Source organism: Aeromonas sp. 602658 (assembly GCF_049173005.1).
Classification (GTDB): Bacteria; Pseudomonadota; Gammaproteobacteria; order Enterobacterales; family Aeromonadaceae; genus Aeromonas; species Aeromonas veronii_A.
On record NZ_JAAKRF010000004.1, the window covers coordinates 46,477 to 65,825 of the forward strand.

General features: G+C 57.0%; 20 protein-coding genes. 3 read left to right on the plus strand and 17 right to left on the minus strand.

Annotation, left to right across the window (positions count from 1 at the left end):
- Nucleotides 1-31 precede the first annotated feature (31 nt).
- Together G5253_RS05800 and rsmF are read left to right on the plus strand one after the other, a co-directional pair.
- Nucleotides 32-2,584, plus strand: a complete 2,553-nt coding sequence (locus tag G5253_RS05800) for an MlaD family protein (RefSeq protein ID WP_266134654.1) — start codon at nt 32-34, stop codon at nt 2,582-2,584.
- 144 nt (nt 2,585-2,728) lie between these two features.
- Entirely contained in the window at nt 2,729-4,159 is a 1,431-nt protein-coding gene (rsmF, locus tag G5253_RS05805; RefSeq protein WP_266134655.1) for a 16S rRNA (cytosine(1407)-C(5))-methyltransferase RsmF, read from the plus strand.
- 226 nt (nt 4,160-4,385) lie between these two features.
- Here rsmF and G5253_RS05810 read toward each other — a convergent pair whose 3' ends face one another.
- The 15 genes from G5253_RS05810 to yceD all read right to left on the minus strand — a co-directional run bounded on the left by G5253_RS05810 (nt 4,386) and on the right by yceD (nt 16,568).
- A complete protein-coding gene (locus G5253_RS05810; RefSeq protein WP_043820019.1) occupies nt 4,386-4,670 on the minus strand; it encodes a RepB family protein in 285 nt (94 codons plus the stop codon).
- Between the two features lie 160 nt (nt 4,671-4,830).
- A complete protein-coding gene (locus G5253_RS05815; protein ID WP_227342943.1) occupies nt 4,831-5,772 on the minus strand; it encodes a site-specific integrase in 942 nt (313 codons plus the stop codon).
- Between the two features lie 373 nt (nt 5,773-6,145).
- Nucleotides 6,146-6,925 (minus strand): TatD family hydrolase, encoded by a 780-nt coding sequence (locus G5253_RS05820; RefSeq protein ID WP_266134656.1) that lies wholly within the window; start codon nt 6,923-6,925, stop codon nt 6,146-6,148.
- Between the two features lie 25 nt (nt 6,926-6,950).
- On the minus strand, nt 6,951-7,898 hold the full coding sequence (gene holB / locus G5253_RS05825; RefSeq protein ID WP_219594255.1) for a DNA polymerase III subunit delta': 948 nt from the start codon (nt 7,896-7,898) through the stop codon (nt 6,951-6,953).
- Nucleotides 7,883-8,524, minus strand: coding sequence for a dTMP kinase (gene tmk, locus G5253_RS05830; protein WP_005345536.1), 642 nt, complete (start codon nt 8,522-8,524; stop codon nt 7,883-7,885). The genes holB and tmk overlap by 16 nt, the downstream gene beginning before the upstream one ends.
- Nucleotides 8,524-9,525: an endolytic transglycosylase MltG gene (gene mltG, locus G5253_RS05835; RefSeq protein ID WP_266134657.1), complete on the minus strand. Its 1,002-nt coding sequence runs from the start codon at nt 9,523-9,525 to the stop codon at nt 8,524-8,526. Before mltG ends, tmk begins: the two co-directional genes overlap by 1 nt.
- A complete protein-coding gene (gene pabC, locus G5253_RS05840) occupies nt 9,515-10,321 on the minus strand; it encodes an aminodeoxychorismate lyase (protein ID WP_266134658.1) in 807 nt (268 codons plus the stop codon). The genes mltG and pabC overlap by 11 nt, the downstream gene beginning before the upstream one ends.
- A gap of 68 nt (nt 10,322-10,389) precedes the next feature.
- Entirely contained in the window at nt 10,390-11,631 is a 1,242-nt protein-coding gene (fabF, locus tag G5253_RS05845; RefSeq protein ID WP_266134659.1) for a beta-ketoacyl-ACP synthase II, read from the minus strand.
- An 82-nt stretch (nt 11,632-11,713) separates the two neighbouring features.
- On the minus strand, nt 11,714-11,950 hold the full coding sequence (gene acpP / locus G5253_RS05850; RefSeq protein ID WP_005300909.1) for an acyl carrier protein: 237 nt from the start codon (nt 11,948-11,950) through the stop codon (nt 11,714-11,716).
- A 158-nt stretch (nt 11,951-12,108) separates the two neighbouring features.
- Nucleotides 12,109-12,843 carry a 3-oxoacyl-ACP reductase FabG gene (gene fabG / locus G5253_RS05855; RefSeq protein ID WP_266134660.1) on the minus strand — a complete coding sequence of 245 codons (735 nt, stop codon included), beginning with the start codon at nt 12,841-12,843 and terminating at the stop codon, nt 12,109-12,111.
- Nucleotides 12,844-12,856: 13 nt separating this feature from the next.
- On the minus strand, nt 12,857-13,792 hold the full coding sequence (fabD, locus tag G5253_RS05860; RefSeq protein ID WP_040065497.1) for an ACP S-malonyltransferase: 936 nt from the start codon (nt 13,790-13,792) through the stop codon (nt 12,857-12,859).
- Nucleotides 13,793-13,863: 71 nt separating this feature from the next.
- Entirely contained in the window at nt 13,864-14,823 is a 960-nt protein-coding gene (locus G5253_RS05865; protein ID WP_236341616.1) for a beta-ketoacyl-ACP synthase III, read from the minus strand.
- 7 nt (nt 14,824-14,830) lie between these two features.
- Complete coding sequence (gene plsX, locus G5253_RS05870) at nt 14,831-15,850, minus strand: phosphate acyltransferase PlsX (protein WP_005351844.1); 1,020 nt, start codon at nt 15,848-15,850, stop codon at nt 14,831-14,833.
- A 9-nt stretch (nt 15,851-15,859) separates the two neighbouring features.
- Nucleotides 15,860-16,027 carry a 50S ribosomal protein L32 gene (rpmF, locus tag G5253_RS05875; RefSeq protein ID WP_005300935.1) on the minus strand — a complete coding sequence of 56 codons (168 nt, stop codon included), beginning with the start codon at nt 16,025-16,027 and terminating at the stop codon, nt 15,860-15,862.
- Between the two features lie 19 nt (nt 16,028-16,046).
- Nucleotides 16,047-16,568, minus strand: coding sequence for a 23S rRNA accumulation protein YceD (gene yceD / locus G5253_RS05880; protein WP_013723766.1), 522 nt, complete (start codon nt 16,566-16,568; stop codon nt 16,047-16,049).
- 118 nt (nt 16,569-16,686) lie between these two features.
- Between yceD and G5253_RS05885 the strand changes: the two genes are divergently transcribed.
- Nucleotides 16,687-17,268 (plus strand): Maf family protein, encoded by a 582-nt coding sequence (locus G5253_RS05885; RefSeq protein WP_266134661.1) that lies wholly within the window; start codon nt 16,687-16,689, stop codon nt 17,266-17,268.
- A 100-nt stretch (nt 17,269-17,368) separates the two neighbouring features.
- On the opposite strand, the gene G5253_RS05890 is transcribed toward G5253_RS05885, so the two are convergent.
- Together G5253_RS05890 and rluC are read right to left on the minus strand one after the other, a co-directional pair.
- Nucleotides 17,369-18,031: an HAD-IA family hydrolase gene (locus G5253_RS05890; protein WP_266134662.1), complete on the minus strand. Its 663-nt coding sequence runs from the start codon at nt 18,029-18,031 to the stop codon at nt 17,369-17,371.
- Nucleotides 18,031-18,975 (minus strand): 23S rRNA pseudouridine(955/2504/2580) synthase RluC, encoded by a 945-nt coding sequence (gene rluC, locus G5253_RS05895; RefSeq protein WP_005351815.1) that lies wholly within the window; start codon nt 18,973-18,975, stop codon nt 18,031-18,033. Before rluC ends, G5253_RS05890 begins: the two co-directional genes overlap by 1 nt.
- Between the last annotated feature and the right edge of the window lie 374 nt (nt 18,976-19,349).

Consider the following 19,349-nt stretch of genomic DNA (forward strand, 5'->3'; position numbering starts at 1 on the left):
TGCTGTTTAATCCAGCCAATAAGGAGTCACTATGATCGGGGCTGAACCCGTCATCGAAAAGCGCCGCTGGTTATCGCCGGTCTGGCTGTTACCCCTGATAGCCCTGCTGCTGGCAGGTGGCTTTCTCTATCAGCAGGTATTGAGCCGTGGCCAGCTTATCCAGATCAACTTCGCCCAGGGCAACGGCATCTTGCCGGGTAAAACCCAGGTTCGTTATCAGGGGGTGGCCATCGGCGTGGTGCAAGAGCTGGAGCTGGCTGAAGATGGCCGCAAGATTGCGGTGATGGCCAAGATTGACAGCCGTGCCAGACCGCTTATCCGCAAGGGATCCGACTTCTGGCTGGTGAGCCCCAAGGCGTCGCTCACCGAGATCTCCGGCCTCGATACCCTGGTCTCCGGCAACTACATCAACCTGCAACCGGGGCGTGAAAGCAATCCGCTGGAGGAGACCTTCGATGCACTGGAGGGCCCTCCTCCCGGCTATCAGGCTCAGGGGCGCATGCTGCACCTGACCGCCGATTCGCTGGGTGCGGTTGGGATTGGCGCCAAGCTCTATTTCCGCGGTATCGAGGTGGGCAGCGTCATCAATACCCGTCTGGGTCAGGACAACCAGAACGTCATTCTGGATCTGGTGATCGAGCCACGTTTCGAACATCTGGTCAAAGCCGATACCCGCTTCTGGAATATCAGCGGCATCAAGGGCTCCTTCAGTCTGGCCGGGGTGAGCGTGGAGGCTGGCAGCCTCACCTCCATTCTGAGCGGCGGCATTGCCTTTGACTCGCCCAAAGATTCACCGGAGCCGGAGAAGGGACAGACTTTCGTCCTTTATAAAGGGCTGGCGGAAGCAGCGCGCGGCGAGCGTATCGACATTTCGGCTGGCGATCTTCCGGTCAAGGAGGGGATGCCCATCCTCTATGAGGGGATCGAGATTGGTCGTGTCGACCCCATTCGCCTTACCGACAAAGGCCGCGTAGTCACAGCGCTGATCAACCCGGAGCAGGCTTATCGCATTACCGACAAGAGTCAACTGGTGTGGGAGAGCATCTCCCTCTCCGCGACCGGCGTGCAGCATGCAGATCGCCTGCTCTCAGGCCCGGCCATTCGCCTCGACTATGTGGCGGGTAAACCGGTACAGAAGATGACCCTGACCGATCGCGCGCCCCAGAGCGGCACCAAGGTAACGCTGCAGGCTGACGATCTGGCGGGGCTCAATCAGGATGCACCTGTCTGGTACAAGGGATTGCAGGTGGGCCGTATCAGCCAGCTCACCCTGGATGCACGCGGTAATGTCAGCGTCGAGCTGGTGATGGCGCCAAACTATGGTCACCTGCTCAATCGTGCCCGCTTCTATCGCGCCGCGCCGCTGCAGATTGATGCCGATCTGAGTGGCATCAAAGTAGAAACCAGTCCGGCCAGTGCTTGGCTGGGGGGCGGGATCAAGCTGGTGCAAGCCAGCAGTGGCGAGCGGATTAATCGTCTCTACCCGAGTCAGGAGCTGGCACTGCTCGGCACCCGTGATGCCAAGCCGCAGCGCTGGTTGCTCAAAGCAGATCAGGCCGATGGCATTGGCATTGGCTCGCCAGTGCTTTATCTGGGGCTGGAAGCGGGCAAGGTCAAACAGCTGCGCGCCGCCAAAGAGGGGGTCGAGATCGAACTCGAGATTGATGGAGTCTATGCTCCCCTCCTCGCCCAGCAACCCCAATTCTGGAAAAAACCGGCCATCGACACCAAGGTGCGGGTCGATGGGGTGCAGGTCAAGGTGGGCAACCTCGGTACCCTGCTGCGCGGCGCCATCGAGTTCGATCGGTTGGCCAATGGCCGCAGCAGCCATCAACTGTTCGATTCCAGGGAGCAAGCCAAGGCCAAGGTGCGCCAGCTGTCACTGGTGGCAGAGAGCAATCCGGGGCTCGGGATTGGCAGCCCGATCCGCTATCGTGGGGTCGATATCGGCAAAATTGAAGAGATCGAGCTGGAGCCGTCTCTGGGTCAGGTGATCTTTAAGGCCGAACTAGATGGCCACTATGCCGAGCGTTTCCTGCAGTCCGGTGCCCGCTTTACTCTGGTGCAGGCCAAGCTGGGGCTGGGCGGTGTCGCTCACCTCGACACCCTGATCAAGGGGGCGTTTGTAGAGGCACAACCCGGTAAAGGCGCTGGCAAAAATCGCTTCCCCTTGAGTCAGGTCGGCCCGGTGGGTCTGGCCCTGACCCTCAAGAGCCCCTCCGTCAATGGCCTGAGCGTCGGCAGCCCGCTGCTGTTTCGCAAGATGGTTGTGGGCAGTGTCACCAAGGTGGCGCTGGCTCGGGATGGTAGCGAGGTGGTGATCGACGTTAACGTGGATCAGGAGTATGCCCATTTGGTGCGGGCCAACTCCCGTTTCTGGAATGTCTCCGGGGTCAAGGCGGATATCGGGCTGACCGGCGGCACCATCGAAGTGGAGACGGTGCAGAGCCTGCTGGCTGGCGGCATTGCTTTCAATACGCCGGAGAGAGAAATGGGTCCAACCGTCAAGGCAGGACACAGCTATCCGCTCTACGGCAAGGCCGAGAAAGAGTGGCTGGAGTGGAGTCCGCGTATCCAGCCCTGATCTCTTCACTTTGTATCTCATCAAAGCCCGGCACTGTGCCGGGCTTTTTTATATTCCGGTGCTTGTTGATAGGGTTCAGATTCAGAATATTCTTAGCCTTGTGGTAGGATATCGCCCCTCTTTTTCGGTCAACGAGACGGCACAGTGCACGACAACACCTTCCTTCCCGATTACTTTTTACGCCACATTGCGGCCATCATGCCGGCCCATCTCTCGATGGAAGACTTTGTGGCCAGTTGTCGACGTCCGCTGCGCCGCAGCATTCGGGTCAACACCTTGAAGATAGCCGTCTCGGATTTCGTCGCCCTGATGGAGCCACTGGGTTGGCAGCTCGACCCTGTGCCCTGGTGTGATACCGGCTTCTGGCTGACCCGCAGCGATGAAACTGTCCCCCTTGGCAACACCGCCGAGCACTTGAGCGGGCTCTTCTACATTCAGGAAGCGAGCTCCATGCTGCCGGTGACGGCACTCTTTGCCAGCGACAAGATCAAAGCGGATGGCATGTTGCTGGATGCGGCGGCGGCCCCCGGCTCCAAGACCACCCAGATAGCCGCCCTGATGAACAATCAGGGGATGCTGGTTGCCAACGAGTTTTCCAGCAGCCGGTTGAAAGTGCTCAGCGCCAATATCCAGCGCTGCGGCGTGACCAATGTAGGTATGACCCATTTTGATGCCAAGGTATTTGGCCAGTGGTTGCCGGAGACATTCGATGCCATCCTGCTCGATGCCCCCTGCTCCGGTGAAGGTACGGTGCGCAAGGATGAAGATGCGCTGCGCAACTGGAGCATCGAGAGCATCGACGAGATTGCGGCAGTGCAACAAGGGTTGCTGGAGAGCGCCTTCCATGCCCTGAAACCGGGTGGTGTGCTGGTCTACTCCACCTGCACCTTGAGTGAGCAGGAGAATCAGGCGGTCTGCCAATCCCTGCTGGACAAGTTTGGCGACGCCTTGAGTTTTGACTCGCTGGCTGACCTGTTCCCTCATGCAGAGCAAGCTTGTACATCCGAGGGATACCTGCACGTTTGGCCCCAAATCTTCGACAGTGAAGGCTTTTTCGTCGCCAGATTGCGCAAGCATCACTCGGTGCCCAACACCATGTTCAAGCCGGGCAAGCTGGGTAAATTCCCCTTTGCGCCGCTTCCTGCCAAAGAGGCTGAAACCATGTTGCGCGAGATTGAAGCCAACTTCGGGGTGGCACCGCAGGGTCAGCTGTTTGGCCGCAATGACGAGATCTGGCTCTTTCCCCAGCAGTTTGATCAGGTGCAGGGCAAGCTGCGTTTCGATCGCATCGGCATCAAGTTGGCCGAAACCTTCAAGAAAGGTTATCGCCTCACTCATGAGTGGGCATTGGCCTATGGCGATAAAGCGAGCAAGGGCGTAGTCGAGCTGGATAGCGCCAATGCGCGGGAATTCATGATGGGGCGGGATGTCTGGCCAGAACAGGATGCTGGCACTGGCGAGGTGATCGTCCGCTATCAGGGGCATACCCTGGGCATGGGGAAATGGGTGGGGAGTCGGGTCAAGAATGCCCTCCCCCGCGAGCTGGTGCGTGACAACAATCTGTTCAATGCGTAGTGGGCCTTTCGGTGCATCAGCACTTGAACGAGTCTGAAATACCCACACTCTGGTTGAACTTTTCTTCGGATCTTGAAAAGCCTTGAGCCTTGTCTAAGCTTAAGGCAATCCGAACACCAGTTAGCGCACGGCTCTGCAAGGAGCCAATTCCCCTATGCCAGGTACAAGGAATTCGTACCTGGCTTTTTTTATCTCTTCACCTATCGCTGTTACTTCACTTTTGTGTCTATTCAACAGTCTCTTCGACCTGTATGGCGACTCTGTTTTCAAACGGAGGTTCTCTACCCAGCTCATGTTGGTAGAGCAGATCGATCGCCTGCTCGATGAGTGACGCCTGACTGTCTTCGAGATGAAGACCCAGTGCGGCCAATCGCTCTGCGTGGCGATTGCTGATCCAGCATTGCAGCCGGGTATGGGTCTCCTGCTTGCGTTTTACATGTTGGCGCTGCCGCTCGGCATTGTTTTGGGGTCCCGCCTCTTGCTCTTCACGCACTGTCATTTCTTGGCTCATATGTCCTTGCGATATTACGTTTCCGAGTTTGTTATCTCTCATCTCATGCCATTATCCATTGGAAGATGCCCTTCCCCTTTGGGCTGCTGGCTACGCGACAAATATATCATTAGATCAACAGGATATCATTTAACATAAATAATTCAGTGGCGCAGTTATATCAGAGCAAGCCATCAAGGGCATGATCGGAGAATTTATGGGCGTCATCGAAATACTCCTGCAGGGTTCGCATATCCTTGTGGCGCGTCACCTCAATGATCTTGTTCATAGGTTTGCCGGCAGTCACGGCAGAGGTGATAAATCCACGGCGCAGGCTATGGCCACTGACGTAAAGATCGTCGATGGTTTGACCGGTTCGGCGTTTGATCATCAGATTGATGCCCTGGGGGCCGAGTGGTTCGGCCATCAGTTGACCCCAACGATTCATGCGCCGAAATAGCGGCCCCTCGCTGATCCGACTTTTGTGTAGCCACTTTTGCAGTGCCGACACGGGACAGTAGTGCTTGCCCGGGATCAGGGCGATCTCGGTTTCATGCAGCTGATGTTTGCTCGGTTTGAGGCGAAGGCGGATCCCCTGCCCCATAAAATCGAGATCGCTCACCTCAATTCGGGCCGCTTCCGAACGGCGCAAGGCGCCACTGAACATCAGCAGTATCAGGGTGTGATCACGCAAACCCGCGAGGTCATTGGTGTCGATGCCATCCAGCACCTGGGTCAAAGGTTGCAGCGTCAGGGCACCGGTTTTGCGTTTGCGGTTATCCCCCAACCTGACAATACCGCGCATCATCTCCTTGATTTCGGGATGTTCGGTGGGCATGGGGTGAATCCCTTTCTGCTTGAAGGCATAGCGGATCCCCGCCAAACGTCTCACCAGGGTTGCCGGTTTACGAGGTTCACCGTTACGCAGCTCCCCCTTCCCCTCCTCTTTATCCAGCCATACCCAGTCGGCCAATACGCCGTCAGCCTGATCTGCGAGAAAGTTCATGATGTCGTGATGGGTCGTTTGCAGCGGATCCAGCCCGTGCAATTGGCACCAGAAGACAAAAATACGGGTATCCGCCTGATAGGCATTGAGGGTGGAATCCGCTTTTGCACTGCGCAAAAAGCGGCGTGCCCGACTATTAAGCTGTGCATCGAAAACAGTCTGCAGTGATTGATGAGCTGGATTGGACAAGGATGGATATGCCACGGAACTATATGATTCATATGAAGTTTGAGAGGATCTTACAGGATCCTTCCCATACATCAAGTATCGATAATGAATATTATCGATACTTATAGCCTGATGTTTTTATACCCTTTGGCCTCATTTGATAAACGAAACATCGGAATATCATTCGACTCCAGTTTGTATGTATGAACAGGTTACATTGTCTGGGGCCAGTGAGAGATAACACGGTGCGATGTTGATATTCAGGTGGGCAATCCGCTTGGTATTTGAAATATAAAAAGCCCCGAGCAACGGGGCTCCTGTGTTATTTTTTCGCCAGTTTGAACAGTTCAAAGAAATTCCGGCTGGTCGCTTCTGCCAATTCAGCGAGCGGTATATGGCGCAGGTCGGCAATAAACTGGGCAACGTCTCGCACAAAAGCGGGTTCGTTCTCCCTCCCCCGATGCGGCACGGGTGCAAGATAGGGGGAGTCGGTCTCGACCAGCAATCTGTCGAGGGGAAGAGCCTTGACCACATCTTGCAGTGCAGAGGCATTTTTGAAGGTAGCGATCCCCGAGATGGAGATATAGAACCCCATCGCCATCGCCGCTTGCGCCATCTCGAGAGATTCGGTGAAACAGTGCAGCACACCACCTACCTGCTCCGCTCCCTCTTCGCGCATGATCTGCAAGGTATCTTGCTGGGCATCGCGAGTGTGGATGATCAGCGGCTTGTTCAGCGCGCGGGCAACCCGGATATGTTCGCGGAAAGAGGCTTGCTGCATCTCTTTGTTCTCGGGGGAGTAGAAGTAGTCGAGCCCGGTTTCGCCGATGGCGATCACTCTTTCGTCCGCCGCCTGGGTCAGCAACAAGGCAGCATCCACACCGGGTTCCTGATTGAGCGGATGTACCCCGCAGGAGGCAAACACCTGGGGATAGGGAGCGATCGCCTCGAGCATGGTCGGGAACTGTGCCTGAGTCACACTGACACAGAGAAAATATCCCACGTCCAGTTTCGCGGCCTTGACAAGTACATCAGCCATGCTGGTCTGCTTGCTGCCATAGCTGAGGCGATCGAGATGACAGTGGGAATCAACGAGTAACATATAAAACCTTTCTGCTTGTCGGTACTTATAACCAGCGACTGAGCCAGTTCATCAGATGGATGGTGGGATTGGAGAGCTGGCCCGGCTGGCATGCCGCTTTCAGGGCTACCAGATCTTGTTCTGCCTCCAGCAGTTTTTCGCTGGAGTGCTGCTCCGCCAACCGTTGACTCAAGATGGCCAGATCAGGCATGGCCAGCTGATGGTGACCACAGCCAGCCTGGGTTTTCAGGGCATCGCACAAGAAGAGCTGCAACCAGTGCAACCTGACCTGCATCTCCTGACCAAGCTGGCTGCACAGTGCCGTCGCCTTGACCGGACTTTGACTCAGGGCGACAAACTGTTCCAGCAATTCGCGGCGAGTACCGTCCTGTTGCTGCTCGATATAGTCGAGTACCCGCAGCGGGGCCCCCTGACAGATCCGCACCTGAGCCAGAGTGGCCTGATGACCCTGCTCGGCCAACCAGCGTACTGTCTCCCCTTCCGCAGGCAACTGACAGACATGTTTGTGACAGCGACTGAGAATGGTGGGAAGCAACCGGGACACCTGGGAAGCGATCAGCAACAGCAAGCTGTCGCCGGCCGGCTCTTCCAGGGTTTTCAACAGGGCATTGGCTGCCGATTCGGTCATCCGCTCCGCATCAGGAATGATCACCACCTTGCCACGGCCGAGCTGGGCAGAGCCCTGCAGCCGGGTGCAGATCTCGCGAATGGCCTCGACCCCGATGGTCTTGCTGTCGCGCGTTATGGTGCCGAGATCCGGGTGGTTGCCCTTGTCAAACAGCTGGCAAGAGTGGCAGTGGCCGCACGGCTCTCCGCGATCCGGTTGCTGGCAAAGGTGCAAACGTGCCAGCCGCTCGGCCAGTTGCTCCTTGCCAAGACCGGGATCGCCCAGCAACAACCAGGCATGGCCGAGACGACCGGACTGGGCCGTCTGGCTCAGGGCATGCCAGTCGGGGATCAGCCAGGGATACATAGCGGCTCGTTCGACAGATAGTGATCCAATGCACGCTCGATGGCAGCTTTGACCTGTTCCGGCGTTTGCGCCGCATCGATCACCACAATGGAATCATCCTTGGCGGCCAGTTCGAGATAACGAGTTCGGGTACGCTCGAAGAAGCTCAGCTGCTCCAGTTCGATGCGATCCAGCTCGCCGCGATGGCGAGCACGCTGCAAGCCAAGGGCGGGATCGATATCGAGATAGAGGGTGAGATCCGGCTTGAAGTTGCCAAGCACCGCCTGCTTGATGGCACCGATAAGCTGGGCATCGATACCACGGCCACCACCCTGATAGGCTTGGGAGGAGAGATCGTGGCGATCCCCCACCACCCAGACACCGTCGGCCAGTGCGGGTTTGATGCGGGTCTCCACCAGTTGTACCCGGGAGGCATACATCAGCAGCAATTCCGCCTCGATGGTGAGGCGCTCGTCGTGCACCTCTTTGACGATGGCCCGCATCCGCTCGGCCAGTGGCGTACCACCCGGCTCGCGGGTGCACTCGATCCGGTTGATGCCGTGGCGCTGCAGATAGTCGGTCACATAACGAACGGCCGAGCTCTTCCCTGCCCCTTCCAATCCTTCGATCACAATAAATTTAGACATTAGGGTTTCTTCAATATGTATTCGCGAACCGCCCGATTGTGTTCATCGAGGGTCTTGGAGAAATAGTGGGCACCGCCCCCCTTGGCGACAAAGTAGAGATAGTCGGTCGATTTGGGGTTGAGCGCTGCTTCGATGGAGGCCTTGCCCGGCATGGCGATGGGCGTGGGCGGTAGGCCGTCGATCACATAGGTGTTGTAGGGATTCTTGTCGGTCAGATCGCTGCGGCGAATATTGCCATCGTAGCGATCTTTCACCCCGTAAATGACGGTGGGATCAGTTTGCAACTTCATACCCAGACGCAGTCGATTGACAAACACCGAGGCGATCTGCGCCCGCTCGTCCGGCTGGCCGGTCTCTTTCTCGATGATGGAGGCCATGATCAGCGCCTCATAGGGCGTTTTGTAAGGCAGGTTAGCCTGACGTTTTTCCCAGCTCTGCTGCAGGAAGGTCTCCATATCCTGATGGGCGCGACGCAGGATCGAGAGATCGCTGGCATGGGTGGTATAGGCGTAGGTTTCCGGCAGGAACCACCCCTCCAGCTTGCCATTCTCGATGCCGAGTTCCTGCGCCAGGTCGGCTTCGGATTGCTCGACGGTCAACCGCTCAAGATATGGGGCGCTGGAGAGCTGCTTCTGCCAATCCTCGAAACGGGAACCTTCGACGAAGGTGAGGCTGAAGTGAAACTCCTTGCCCGATGCGAACAGGGAAAGGGTCTCCTTGAGGGGGGCACCTTCCTTGATTTCATAGGTGCCCGATTTGATGGCCACCAGTTCGGGATGGCTGCGCAGCCAGAGCCGCACCGCCCAGGGGCTGGTTTCCCCCTCACCCAGTTCGGCGATGAGGCGCGCCGCATGGGCGCCCTTCTCCACCGTAAAGAGCCGGGTAGGCCCCTTGTTGGTGAGCGTCTCTACCTGTTGCCATTTGTAATGTACATAGGCCCCGGCAGCGGCTACCGTCAGCGCCGCCCCCGCGAGCAGGGTGTAAAGCCGATTAAACTTCAATGACCAAACGCTCCTGTAAACGGCGACTCAATACCGCTGGGGGATAATGAATATCCTCGATGCCATTGACCGGCACGACCCCCATCAGGGTATTGGTGAGCCACACCTCTTCCGCCTGCCATAGTGACTCCAGCGGAGCCTCTACCACACGCAACTCAATACTCATCTGTTTCAACATCGCCATCACCTGGCGACGCATGATGCCATCGACACCACCGCGGGCGAGATCGGGCGTAAACACCGTCTTGCCCCGACGCCAAAACAGATTGGCACTGACCCCTTCAATGAGAAAACCGCGACTGTTAAGCACTATCCCTTCGACTGCATTTCGGCTGACAAGTTCGCTTTTCAGCAATACCTGCTCCAGACGATTCAAGGTTTTAAGCCCGGCCAGCATGGGGGCATCACCGATCCGCTGGCGGCACACCACCATCTCGATCCCCTCCTGTTGCCACTGGCCATAGTGAGTCGGAAATGGCGCCAGAGTGACAATCCGGGTTGTGTGCTGACATCCGCTGCCGTCATAGCCCCGCCCCCCCTCACCGCGGGTCAGGATCACCTTGGCCACGCATTGTGGCTGCTCGGCCACCATCTCTTCAACCTCCTGGGTCAAGAGATCCCAGTCCGGTTCAACCAATCCCAGCCGGTTGTTGGCCAGCTGCAACCGTGCCAGATGGGCAGGCCACTGCAACACGCGACCCTCCCTGACCGCCATGGTGGTAAAATGACCATCACCATAGGCCAGCCCTCGATCATGGGCCGAGATGGTATCAAGCTTCATTCCATTGATAAGCAAAGGGATCCCTCCGATAAAAAAGGCCCGATACCGGCAGTATCGGGCCTGTGTCTTTGCCCTGCGGCAAATTATACGCGTTTGAAGATCAGTGAGCCATTGGTGCCGCCAAAACCAAACGAGTTGGAAAGGGCGTACTCGAAGCTGCCTGACTTGGCCACATGGGGCACCAGATCCAGATCGCACTCATCATCCGGGTTGTCCAGGTTGATGGTAGGCGGAGCCACCTGATCACGCAGGGCCAACACAGTGATGATCGCCTCGATGGCACCGGCGGCGCCCAGCAGGTGACCGGTCATGGACTTGGTGGAGCTGATCATCAAAGATTTGGCGTGCTCACCAAACACCGACTTCATGCCACGCAGTTCGGCCACATCCCCCAGCGGGGTGGAGGTACCGTGCGCGTTGATGTAACCAATCTGCTCGGGGGTAATGCCAGCATCCTTGATGGCATTTTTCATGGCACGAGCGCCACCGTTGCCATCTGCGGGAGGCGCAGTCATGTGGTACGCGTCACCGCTCATGCCAAAACCGACCAGCTCGGCGTAGATCTTGGCGCCACGGGCCTTGGCGTGTTCGTACTCTTCCAGTACCAGTACCCCGGCACCGTCACCCAGCACAAAACCGTCGCGATCTTTATCCCACGGGCGGCTCGCTTTTTGCGGCTCGTCGTTGCGGTTGGAGAGTGCCTTGGCGGCAGCAAAACCACCCATCCCCATCGCGGTGGAAGCTTTCTCGGCACCGCCGGCGACCATCACGTCGGCATCACCGTAAGCGATCATCCGGCCAGCCATGCCGATGGCATGGGTACCAGTGGTACAGGCGGTCGTCACAGCGATGTTCGGCCCTTGCAGACCTTTCATGATTGAGAGATGACCGGACACCATATTGATGATGGTGGACGGAACGAAGAAGGGACTGATCTTGCGCGGGCCGCCGTTGACCAAGCTTTCGTGGTTCTGTTCAATCAGACCCAGACCGCCGATACCGGAGCCAATCGCCACGCCGACACGTTCGGCATTCTCTTCATTGATGGTCAGGCCGGAATCATCCAGCGCCTGCATACCGGCCGCGATGCCGTATTGAATGAAGAGATCCATCTTGCGAGCGTCTTTACGGTTGATACCGTACTGCTCGGGATCGAAATCCTTGACCAGACCTGCGAAGCGGGTTGCAAACTCGCTGGCATCAAAATGTTCGATAAGGGAAATGCCGCTCTGCCCGTTGAGCAGTGCTTGCCAGCTGGATTCGGCAGTGTTACCCACCGGGGAAAGCATCCCCAAGCCGGTCACCACGACTCTGCGTTTTGACACTGAGGTAGTCTCCGAGAGGTGTTTTGAAAGGGAACAAATACAAGAGAAGCGGCCCTTGGGCCGCTTCTCTTAGAACAGGAACTTATTCCTGATTAGCGGTGATGTAGTCGATAGCCGCTTGAACAGTGGTAATCTTCTCGGCTTCTTCATCAGGAATTTCGGTATCGAATTCTTCTTCCAGCGCCATTACCAGTTCAACGGTATCCAAAGAGTCAGCGCCCAGGTCGTCGACGAAGGAGGCAGCGTTCTTAACGTCTTCCTCTTTAACACCCAGTTGTTCGATGATGATTTTCTTTACGCGTTCTTCGATGTTGCTCATGACCTGAATTTTCCTTTAAAAATACGCTATTTGCGTCTGGTTGGGGTAGTTTATTCAATTGACGTGAGTTTGCAAGTAGCTTGCCGCTGGTCAAACCACGAAATGTGCCAAACTTCGGCGTACTATCGCAAATTTGAACAGATCTTACGACAAATTGATTACACCATGTACATCCCGCCATTAACATGCAGGGTTTCGCCGGTGATATAGGCTGCTTCATCAGAAGCCAAGAATACCACAGCTGCGGCAATTTCTTTTGGATCACCCAAACGGGCGGCAGGCACCTGACTCATGATGCCGGCACGTTGATCGTCATTCAGGGCACGGGTCATGTCGGTTTCGATGAAACCGGGAGCAACCGCGTTCACTGTGATACCACGGGATGCCACTTCCCGCGCCAACGATTTGGTAAAACCAACCAGACCGGCCTTGGCGGCAGCATAGTTGACCTGACCGGCATTGCCCATGGTTCCCACCACGGAGCCAATGCTGATGATGCGACCGTGACGTTTCTTCATCATGGCACGCAACACCGGTTTGCTCAGACGGTAGAGAGAGGTCAGATTGGTATCGATGATCTCGTTCCACTCGTCATCTCTCATCCGCATCAACAGGTTGTCACGGGTGATACCCGCGTTGTTGATCAGGATGTCGATGTCGCCAAAGCGCGCCTTGATGGCGGCGAAGACGGCTTCGATGGATTCCTGGCTGGTCACGTTCAGTGCCATGCCGCAACCATTCTCGCCCAGATAGGCGCTGATCGCCTCGGCACCGCTCTCGCTGGTCGCCGTACCGACCACTTTCGCGCCACGGGCCACGAATGTTTCGGCAATCGCACGGCCGATGCCACGACTGGCACCGGTCACCAACACAACCTTATCGGTAAAACTCATCACTTGCTCCTGTTTACTTGATCTGGGCCAGCGCCTGCTCGAAAGAGGCGGCATCGTTGGCGTGAATACCTTCCACGCGCTTGTCGATGCGCTTGGCGAGCCCGGTCAATACTTTGCCCGGTCCCATCTCGATCTCGAGGGTAACCCCCTCATTGGCCATCCGCTCGACAGTCTCGGTCCAACGAACCGGGCTGAACAGCTGACGTACCAGTGCTTGCTTGATGGCGGCCGGATCCTGTTCACAGGATACGTCGACATTATTGATGACCGCGATGGTTGGAACCTTGATCTCGATCCCGTCCAGCGCAGCTGCCAGTTTTTCTGCGGCAGGTTTCATCAGCGCGCAGTGAGACGGCACGGAGACCGGCAGCGGCAACGCACGCTTGGCGCCCGACTCTTTCATCAGCACGTTGGCTCGCTCAACGGCCTCTTTGTGACCGGCGATAACCACCTGGCCCGGGGAGTTGAAGTTGACCGGAGAGACCACCTGCCCTTCTGCCGCTTTTTCGCAGTTGGCGGCGATGGATTCGTTATCCAGACCGATGATGGCCGCCATGGCGCCGGTGCCTTCGGGTACCGCTTCCTGCATGGCCAGACCACGCAGCTCGACCAGTTTGACCGCATCGGCAAAATCGAGTGCACCGCTGCAAACCAGCGCGGAATACTCACCCAGGCTGTGACCCGCCATGACGGCAGGGGTTGCCCCACCCAGCTGTTGCCACAGGCGCCACAGGGCGACAGAGGCAGTCAGCAGTGCAGGCTGGGTGCGCCAGGTTTTGTTCAGATCTTCAACCGGACCATCCATCACCAGGGCAAACAGGTCATAACCCAGCACCTGACTCGCCTCGGCGAAGGTCTCCTTGATCACGGCATGTTGTTCGGCCAGCTCGGCCAGCATGCCAACGGACTGGGAACCTTGTCCCGGGAAGGCAATGGCAAATTGGGTCATCATTGATTCCTTTTAGATAAGACAAAAATGAAATCGGTGACGGGATGATGGGCGCACCATCCCGCCGAAGATCAGAGGCGAACCAGCGCCGAGCCCCATGCAAAACCGCCGCCGAAGGCCTCCAGCAGTACCAGCTGACCCGGTTTGATCCGGCCATCCCGCACCCCTTCATCGAAGGCAACAGGGACGGACGCAGCAGAAGTGTTGCCGTGCTTGTCGAGGGTCAGTACCACTTTATCGAGGCTCATACCGAGCTTCTTGGCTGTGGCGCTGATGATGCGGAAGTTGGCCTGATGCGGCACCAGCCAGTCCAGCTCGCTCGGTTCAATATCGGCAGCGGCCAGCGTTTCGGTTACGATCTCGCTCAAACGGGTGACCGCGACCTTGAAGACATCGTTGCCCTTCATATACATGTAGGCTTCGAGCTCGGCACCCGGCATGCCGCGACGGGGATGAGGCAGCTTGAGCAGCTCGCCATAACGGCCATCGGCATGGAGATGGGTAGAGAGGATACCCGGCGTCTCGCTGGCACCGACAATCACTGCCCCTGCCCCATCACCAAACAGGATGATGGTGCCGCGATCTTGTGGATCGCACATGCGGGAGAGTACATCGGCCCCGACGACCAGCACATGGCGGGCGGCGCCGGATTTGACGAACTGATCGGCAATGGAGAGTGCGTAGGTGAAGCCTGCGCAAGCAGCAGCCACGTCAAAGGCAGGAATGCCCGGTACGCCGAGCAGCCCCTGCAGCTCGCAGGCGGCAGCCGGGAAGGCATTTTCAGCACTGGTGGTGGCCAGCACTATCATATCGAGATCGGCAGCGGTCAAACCGGCTGCATCCAGGGCGCGCAGAGCGGCCTGGTAAGAGAGGGTGGCAACGGTCTCGTCAGCACCGGCAATACGGCGCTCACGGATACCGGTGCGTTCCACGATCCACTCATCACTGGTCTCAACCATCTGCTCAAGATCGGCGTTGGTACGCACTGAACTCGGCAGGTAGCTGCCAGTACCCAGAATTTTGCTATGCATAGAGTTCTTATAGATCCCTGTCAGAGAAGACAGCTTCAAGGCGATCTGCTATTTGCAGTGGAAGTTGATGTTTGGCCTCTTGTGCGGCCAGCAGGATCGCATTACACAGAGCGCGCCGTTCGGCCCGCCCATGACTTTTTACCACAATGCCGCGCAATCCTAACAGACTTGCCCCGTTATACTGGTCGGGGTTCAGGTAAGAAAAACGCCGTTTGAACATAAATCCGGCGATCCGGCCAAGAAAAGTGCGTTTCTTGCGGGGATATCCGGCCAGCTGGGCCATCATCCGCACCACCCCTTCTGCCGTCTTGAGGGCGACATTGCCGACAAAACCGTCGCAGACGATCACGTCGCTGTCGCCACTGAAGATGCGATCCCCTTCGACGAACCCGACATAATTGAGCGCGTGGCACTGACGCAACAATTCGGCGCTGTGGCGCACCAGATCGTTGCCCTTGATCTCCTCCTCGCCGATGTTGAGCAAGGCAACACGGGGGGATGCAATGCCTTCTACCTTTTCGGCCACGACAGAGCCCATCACGGCAAACTGCAGCAAGGTATCGGCATCGCAACTGACGTTGGCGCCTAGATCCAGCATCACGGTACGTTTGCCGCTCAATGTCGGCAGCGCCTTGATAAGGGCAGGTCTGTCTACCCCGGGCAGGGATTTGAGCACGCACTTGGCCATCGCCATCAACGCACCGGTATTGCCAGCACTGACGCAAGCATCGGCCTCACCGGCTTTCACCAGATTGAGTACCACCCGCATGGAGGAGTCTTTCAGAGTACGCAGCGCCACGATCGGTTTATCGCCCATGCCAACCACCTGGGATGCATGTACGAAACGAACGCGGGGATGATTCAGCAAGCCATGTTGCTGCAGCAGAGAAGAGGTCTGGTGCTGGTCGCCGACCAGGATCAGTTTTAGCTGGGGTAAAAGAGACAGTGCCTGCACGGCGGCAGGCACTGTTTCCGAGGGGCCAATATCTCCCCCCATAATGTCTAGCGCGACAGTTTGCGTAGACAAAGGCAATCCTTAAGCGATTACCTTTTTACCGCGGTAGAAACCATCGGCAGTCACGTGGTGACGACGATGAATTTCGCCACTGGTCTGATCAACAGTCAGGGCAGCGGTGGTCAGCGCATCGTGGGAACGACGCATGCCACGCTTGGCGCGGGTTTTACGGTTCTGTTGTACGGCCATTGTAGGCTAACTCCTAAATTCACTTACGTTTAAGCTCTTCAAGAACTGCAAAGGGATTCGGCCGCTCATCAGCAGGTTCGATTTCACCCCAGGTCATCTCCATGTTTCCTCTCGGGCATGCATCCAGAGAATGCATTGCGACTTGAGGCAACGAGAGGATGAGTTCATCCTCCAGGATTTGATGAAGATCTATCTCGCCGTTTTCGTCCAACTCAATGGGCTCATAAGCTTCCGGCAGTTCTTCCTCGTTTGTTCTTTCGAACAGCGGAGTGTAGATAAATTCAGCTTCACAGAGGTGTTCGAATGTCTCTCCGCAACGTTGGCAAACCAGGTCAACCTTGGCATGGGCAGTGCCTTTCATAACGGTCAACTTCTGGACATCTTTGCCAAAGTGCAGTGATACATCGATATCACTCTGCAAGCCAGCGGTTGATTCCTCCAGCCTGGGCATCTGCGACTTTTCCACTATCCCGATGTAATCGAGCAGCTTCAAGGCACTACGGACTGGATCAACCTTAACGGGCAACTTCACCTTTTGCATAGGGCGCGAATAATATAGGTCCAACAACTGATAGTCAAAGGAAAAAGTCCTTACCGCCGATGATTTTAACGTCACAAGTCCCTAGAATGCCGGTACTCGCTTTCATCGGTACCTGATTATGCCACAGAATCTGATCCTCGCCTCAACTTCTCGCTATCGCAAAGCCCTGCTGGAGAAGCTCGGTCTCCCCTTTGAATGTGCCGCCCCCGATGTGGATGAGCGACCACTGGCTGGCGAATCCGCCGAGGCGCTGGTGGCCAGACTGGCTCGTGCCAAGGCTGATGCTGTCGCCCAACATCGTGATCACGGCTTGATCATCGGCTCTGATCAGGTGTGTGTCTGCAATGGCCGCATCCTCGGCAAACCGGGCACCATCGACAATGCCATCGCCCAGCTGATGACGGCTCAAGGTCGCAGCGTCACCTTCTACACCGGCCTGTGCGTGGTAAATGCCGCAACCGGTGAGGCTCATCAACTGGTGGAGCCTTTCACCGTCCATTTTCGCAACCTCGATGAAGCCGCCATTCGCCGCTATGTAGAGGCAGAATCGCCCCTAGATTGTGCGGGCAGCTTCAAATGTGAAGGAATGGGGATCGTGCTGTTCAAGGGGCTGGAGGGGCGCGATCCTAACGCCTTGATCGGTCTGCCGCTGATCGGCCTGATCGAGCTGCTGGAGCGCCACGGTATTGCCCTGCCCTGATCGCGGACGAATAGATAAGCTAGATCGAGCATATAAAAAGCCCGGTCAATAGACCGGGCTTCTGTTATCAATCAGATCGATGTCTCTTAAAGAGAGGCGTCTATAACAGCCCGCGAAGAGCCGCCATAGAATCCACCACCGCCACTGGCCCGTGACGACTGAGGGCATCCCGACTATCCACCCCCCAGGTGACACCAATACGCGGCATGGCGATCGCCTCGGCCATCGCCATATCGTGAACAGAGTCGCCGATCATTACCGCCTGCCGGGGTGACAGCCCCAGCTCGTCCAGGATCTGCTCAAGCATCAGCGGATCAGGCTTGGAGCGAGCCTCATCGGCCCCGCGACTGGTTACAAACAACGGGCGCAGTCCGGTCTCATCCAATACCCGATCCAGCCCACGGCGTGATTTGCCGGTCGCGACGGCCAGTTGCAGCCCTCGTGACCGCCAATCATGCAGCAACTCCCCTGCCCCGGAAAACAACGGGCTGGGGGTGGCATCGTGCAGATAGTGATGACGATAGCGATCGATGAGTGCGGCAATCTGGCGCTCATCAAAGACACTGCCACTGCCACTACTTAAAGGGAACAGACGGGACATGGCGACATCAAGGCTCAATCCGATGATCTGCCGGATCTGGGCTGGTGCAGGTACCGCCAGCTCACAATCTCTGGCGGCCCCTTGCACACAGGCAACAATCCGGCCTACCGAATCCATCAGGGTGCCGTCCCAATCGAAAATGGCGAGCCGGATATCCTGCATCAGCGTGGCAAGCCGTTGAGGAAGTTGTCGAGTTCAGGTGCAAGCGGCGCTTCTACCTGCATTTCGCGACCATCGGCCGGATGGGTGAAGCTGAGCTTCCAGGCATGCAAAAAGAGCCGTTTCAGACCTTGGCTGCGCATTTTCTCGTCAAACGCCGCTTCACCGTACTTATCGTCACAGGCGATCGGATGACCGGCATGCAGGGTGTGCACGCGTATCTGGTGAGTTCGACCGGTGATCGGGCTGCACTCGACCAGGGTCGCTTCGGCAAATTGACGCACGATACGGAACCGGGTTTCGGAGGGCTTGCCATCGGCACTGACCCGTACTACCCGTTCACCGGATTGCAGATCGTTTTTGCGCAGCGGCGCATTAACCACCTTGACGTGAGCCTGCCACTTGCCACGCACCAACGCCAGATACTGCTTGCGCATGGTCTTGACGCGCAACTGCTCATGCAGGCTGCGCAGGGCGCTGCGTTTCTTGGCAACCAGCAATACACCAGAGGTGTCGCGATCCAGTCGATGAACCAATTCGAGGAAACGGGCTTCCGGACGCAGGGCTCGCAGCCCTTCAATCACGCCAAAGCTCAGGCCGCTGCCACCGTGTACTGCCATGCCGGAGGGCTTGTTCAGCACGATCATGGCATCGTCTTCGAACAGGATCTGGCTCTCCAGACGCTGGATAACCCCGAGGTTGGCTGAAGGCAGCTCATTCTTCTCGGCAACGCGCACGGGGGGCACCCGCACCTCGTCACCTGCGCAGAGTTTGTACTCCGGTTTGATGCGCTTTTTGTTTACCCGCACTTCGCCTTTACGAAGGATGCGATAGATCAGGCTCTTGGGGACGCCCTTTAGCTGAGTCTTGAGAAAATTGTCGATGCGCTGCCCGTCATGCTCAGCTTCGATGGTGAGCAGCTGCACTTGTTGTTGTATCTGTGTCATGGCGCGGATTTTAACACTGCCAGCGCCCCTTGGCTGCATGGTTTGTTGAAAAATGGCGCCTTGCTATAAAAGAGGTTTAAATGGGATAATAAACAAGGTTTTGTCATTGTGTTCAAGCCTTGTACTAAGTGGCCAAAAAGTATGCCACCCAATCCCGAAACACCGTGTATACAAGAACATGACGGTTCCCGGGTGCGAGGTACAACGCATGGAGAACACAAACATCACCGTTTATTTGTCTCCATTTCGGCATCCTTATTCATTCCTTCTCGAGAAGTGATGACCAGAACGCCCTTAGTTTGCGCCTCATGCATACCCCAGCCGGGAGGTTGCCCCAGTATGCTGAAGACCCGAGGCCGGCGCTGGCAGGACCC

Bases quoted from the DNA above. Each gene is read 5' to 3' on its own strand.
- G5253_RS05885 (WP_266134661.1), top strand. From the start codon at position 16,687: ATGCCACAGAATCTGATCCTCGCCTCAACTTCTCGCTATCGCAAAGCC.
- rluC (WP_005351815.1), bottom strand. From the start codon at position 18,975: ATGACACAGATACAACAACAAGTGCAGCTGCTCACCATCGAAGCTGAG.
- fabD (WP_040065497.1), bottom strand. From the start codon at position 13,792: ATGACCCAATTTGCCATTGCCTTCCCGGGACAAGGTTCCCAGTCCGTT.
- yceD (WP_013723766.1), bottom strand. From the start codon at position 16,568: ATGCAAAAGGTGAAGTTGCCCGTTAAGGTTGATCCAGTCCGTAGTGCC.
- G5253_RS05890 (WP_266134662.1), bottom strand. From the start codon at position 18,031: ATGCAGGATATCCGGCTCGCCATTTTCGATTGGGACGGCACCCTGATG.
- G5253_RS05800 (WP_266134654.1), top strand. From the start codon at position 32: ATGATCGGGGCTGAACCCGTCATCGAAAAGCGCCGCTGGTTATCGCCG.
- tmk (WP_005345536.1), bottom strand. From the start codon at position 8,524: ATGTCTAAATTTATTGTGATCGAAGGATTGGAAGGGGCAGGGAAGAGC.
- G5253_RS05865 (WP_236341616.1), bottom strand. From the start codon at position 14,823: ATGCATAGCAAAATTCTGGGTACTGGCAGCTACCTGCCGAGTTCAGTG.
- G5253_RS05820 (WP_266134656.1), bottom strand. From the start codon at position 6,925: ATGTTACTCGTTGATTCCCACTGTCATCTCGATCGCCTCAGCTATGGC.
- acpP (WP_005300909.1), bottom strand. From the start codon at position 11,950: ATGAGCAACATCGAAGAACGCGTAAAGAAAATCATCATCGAACAACTG.
- holB (WP_219594255.1), bottom strand. From the start codon at position 7,898: ATGTATCCCTGGCTGATCCCCGACTGGCATGCCCTGAGCCAGACGGCC.
- fabG (WP_266134660.1), bottom strand. From the start codon at position 12,843: ATGAGTTTTACCGATAAGGTTGTGTTGGTGACCGGTGCCAGTCGTGGC.
- G5253_RS05810 (WP_043820019.1), bottom strand. From the start codon at position 4,670: ATGAGCCAAGAAATGACAGTGCGTGAAGAGCAAGAGGCGGGACCCCAA.
- rpmF (WP_005300935.1), bottom strand. From the start codon at position 16,027: ATGGCCGTACAACAGAACCGTAAAACCCGCGCCAAGCGTGGCATGCGT.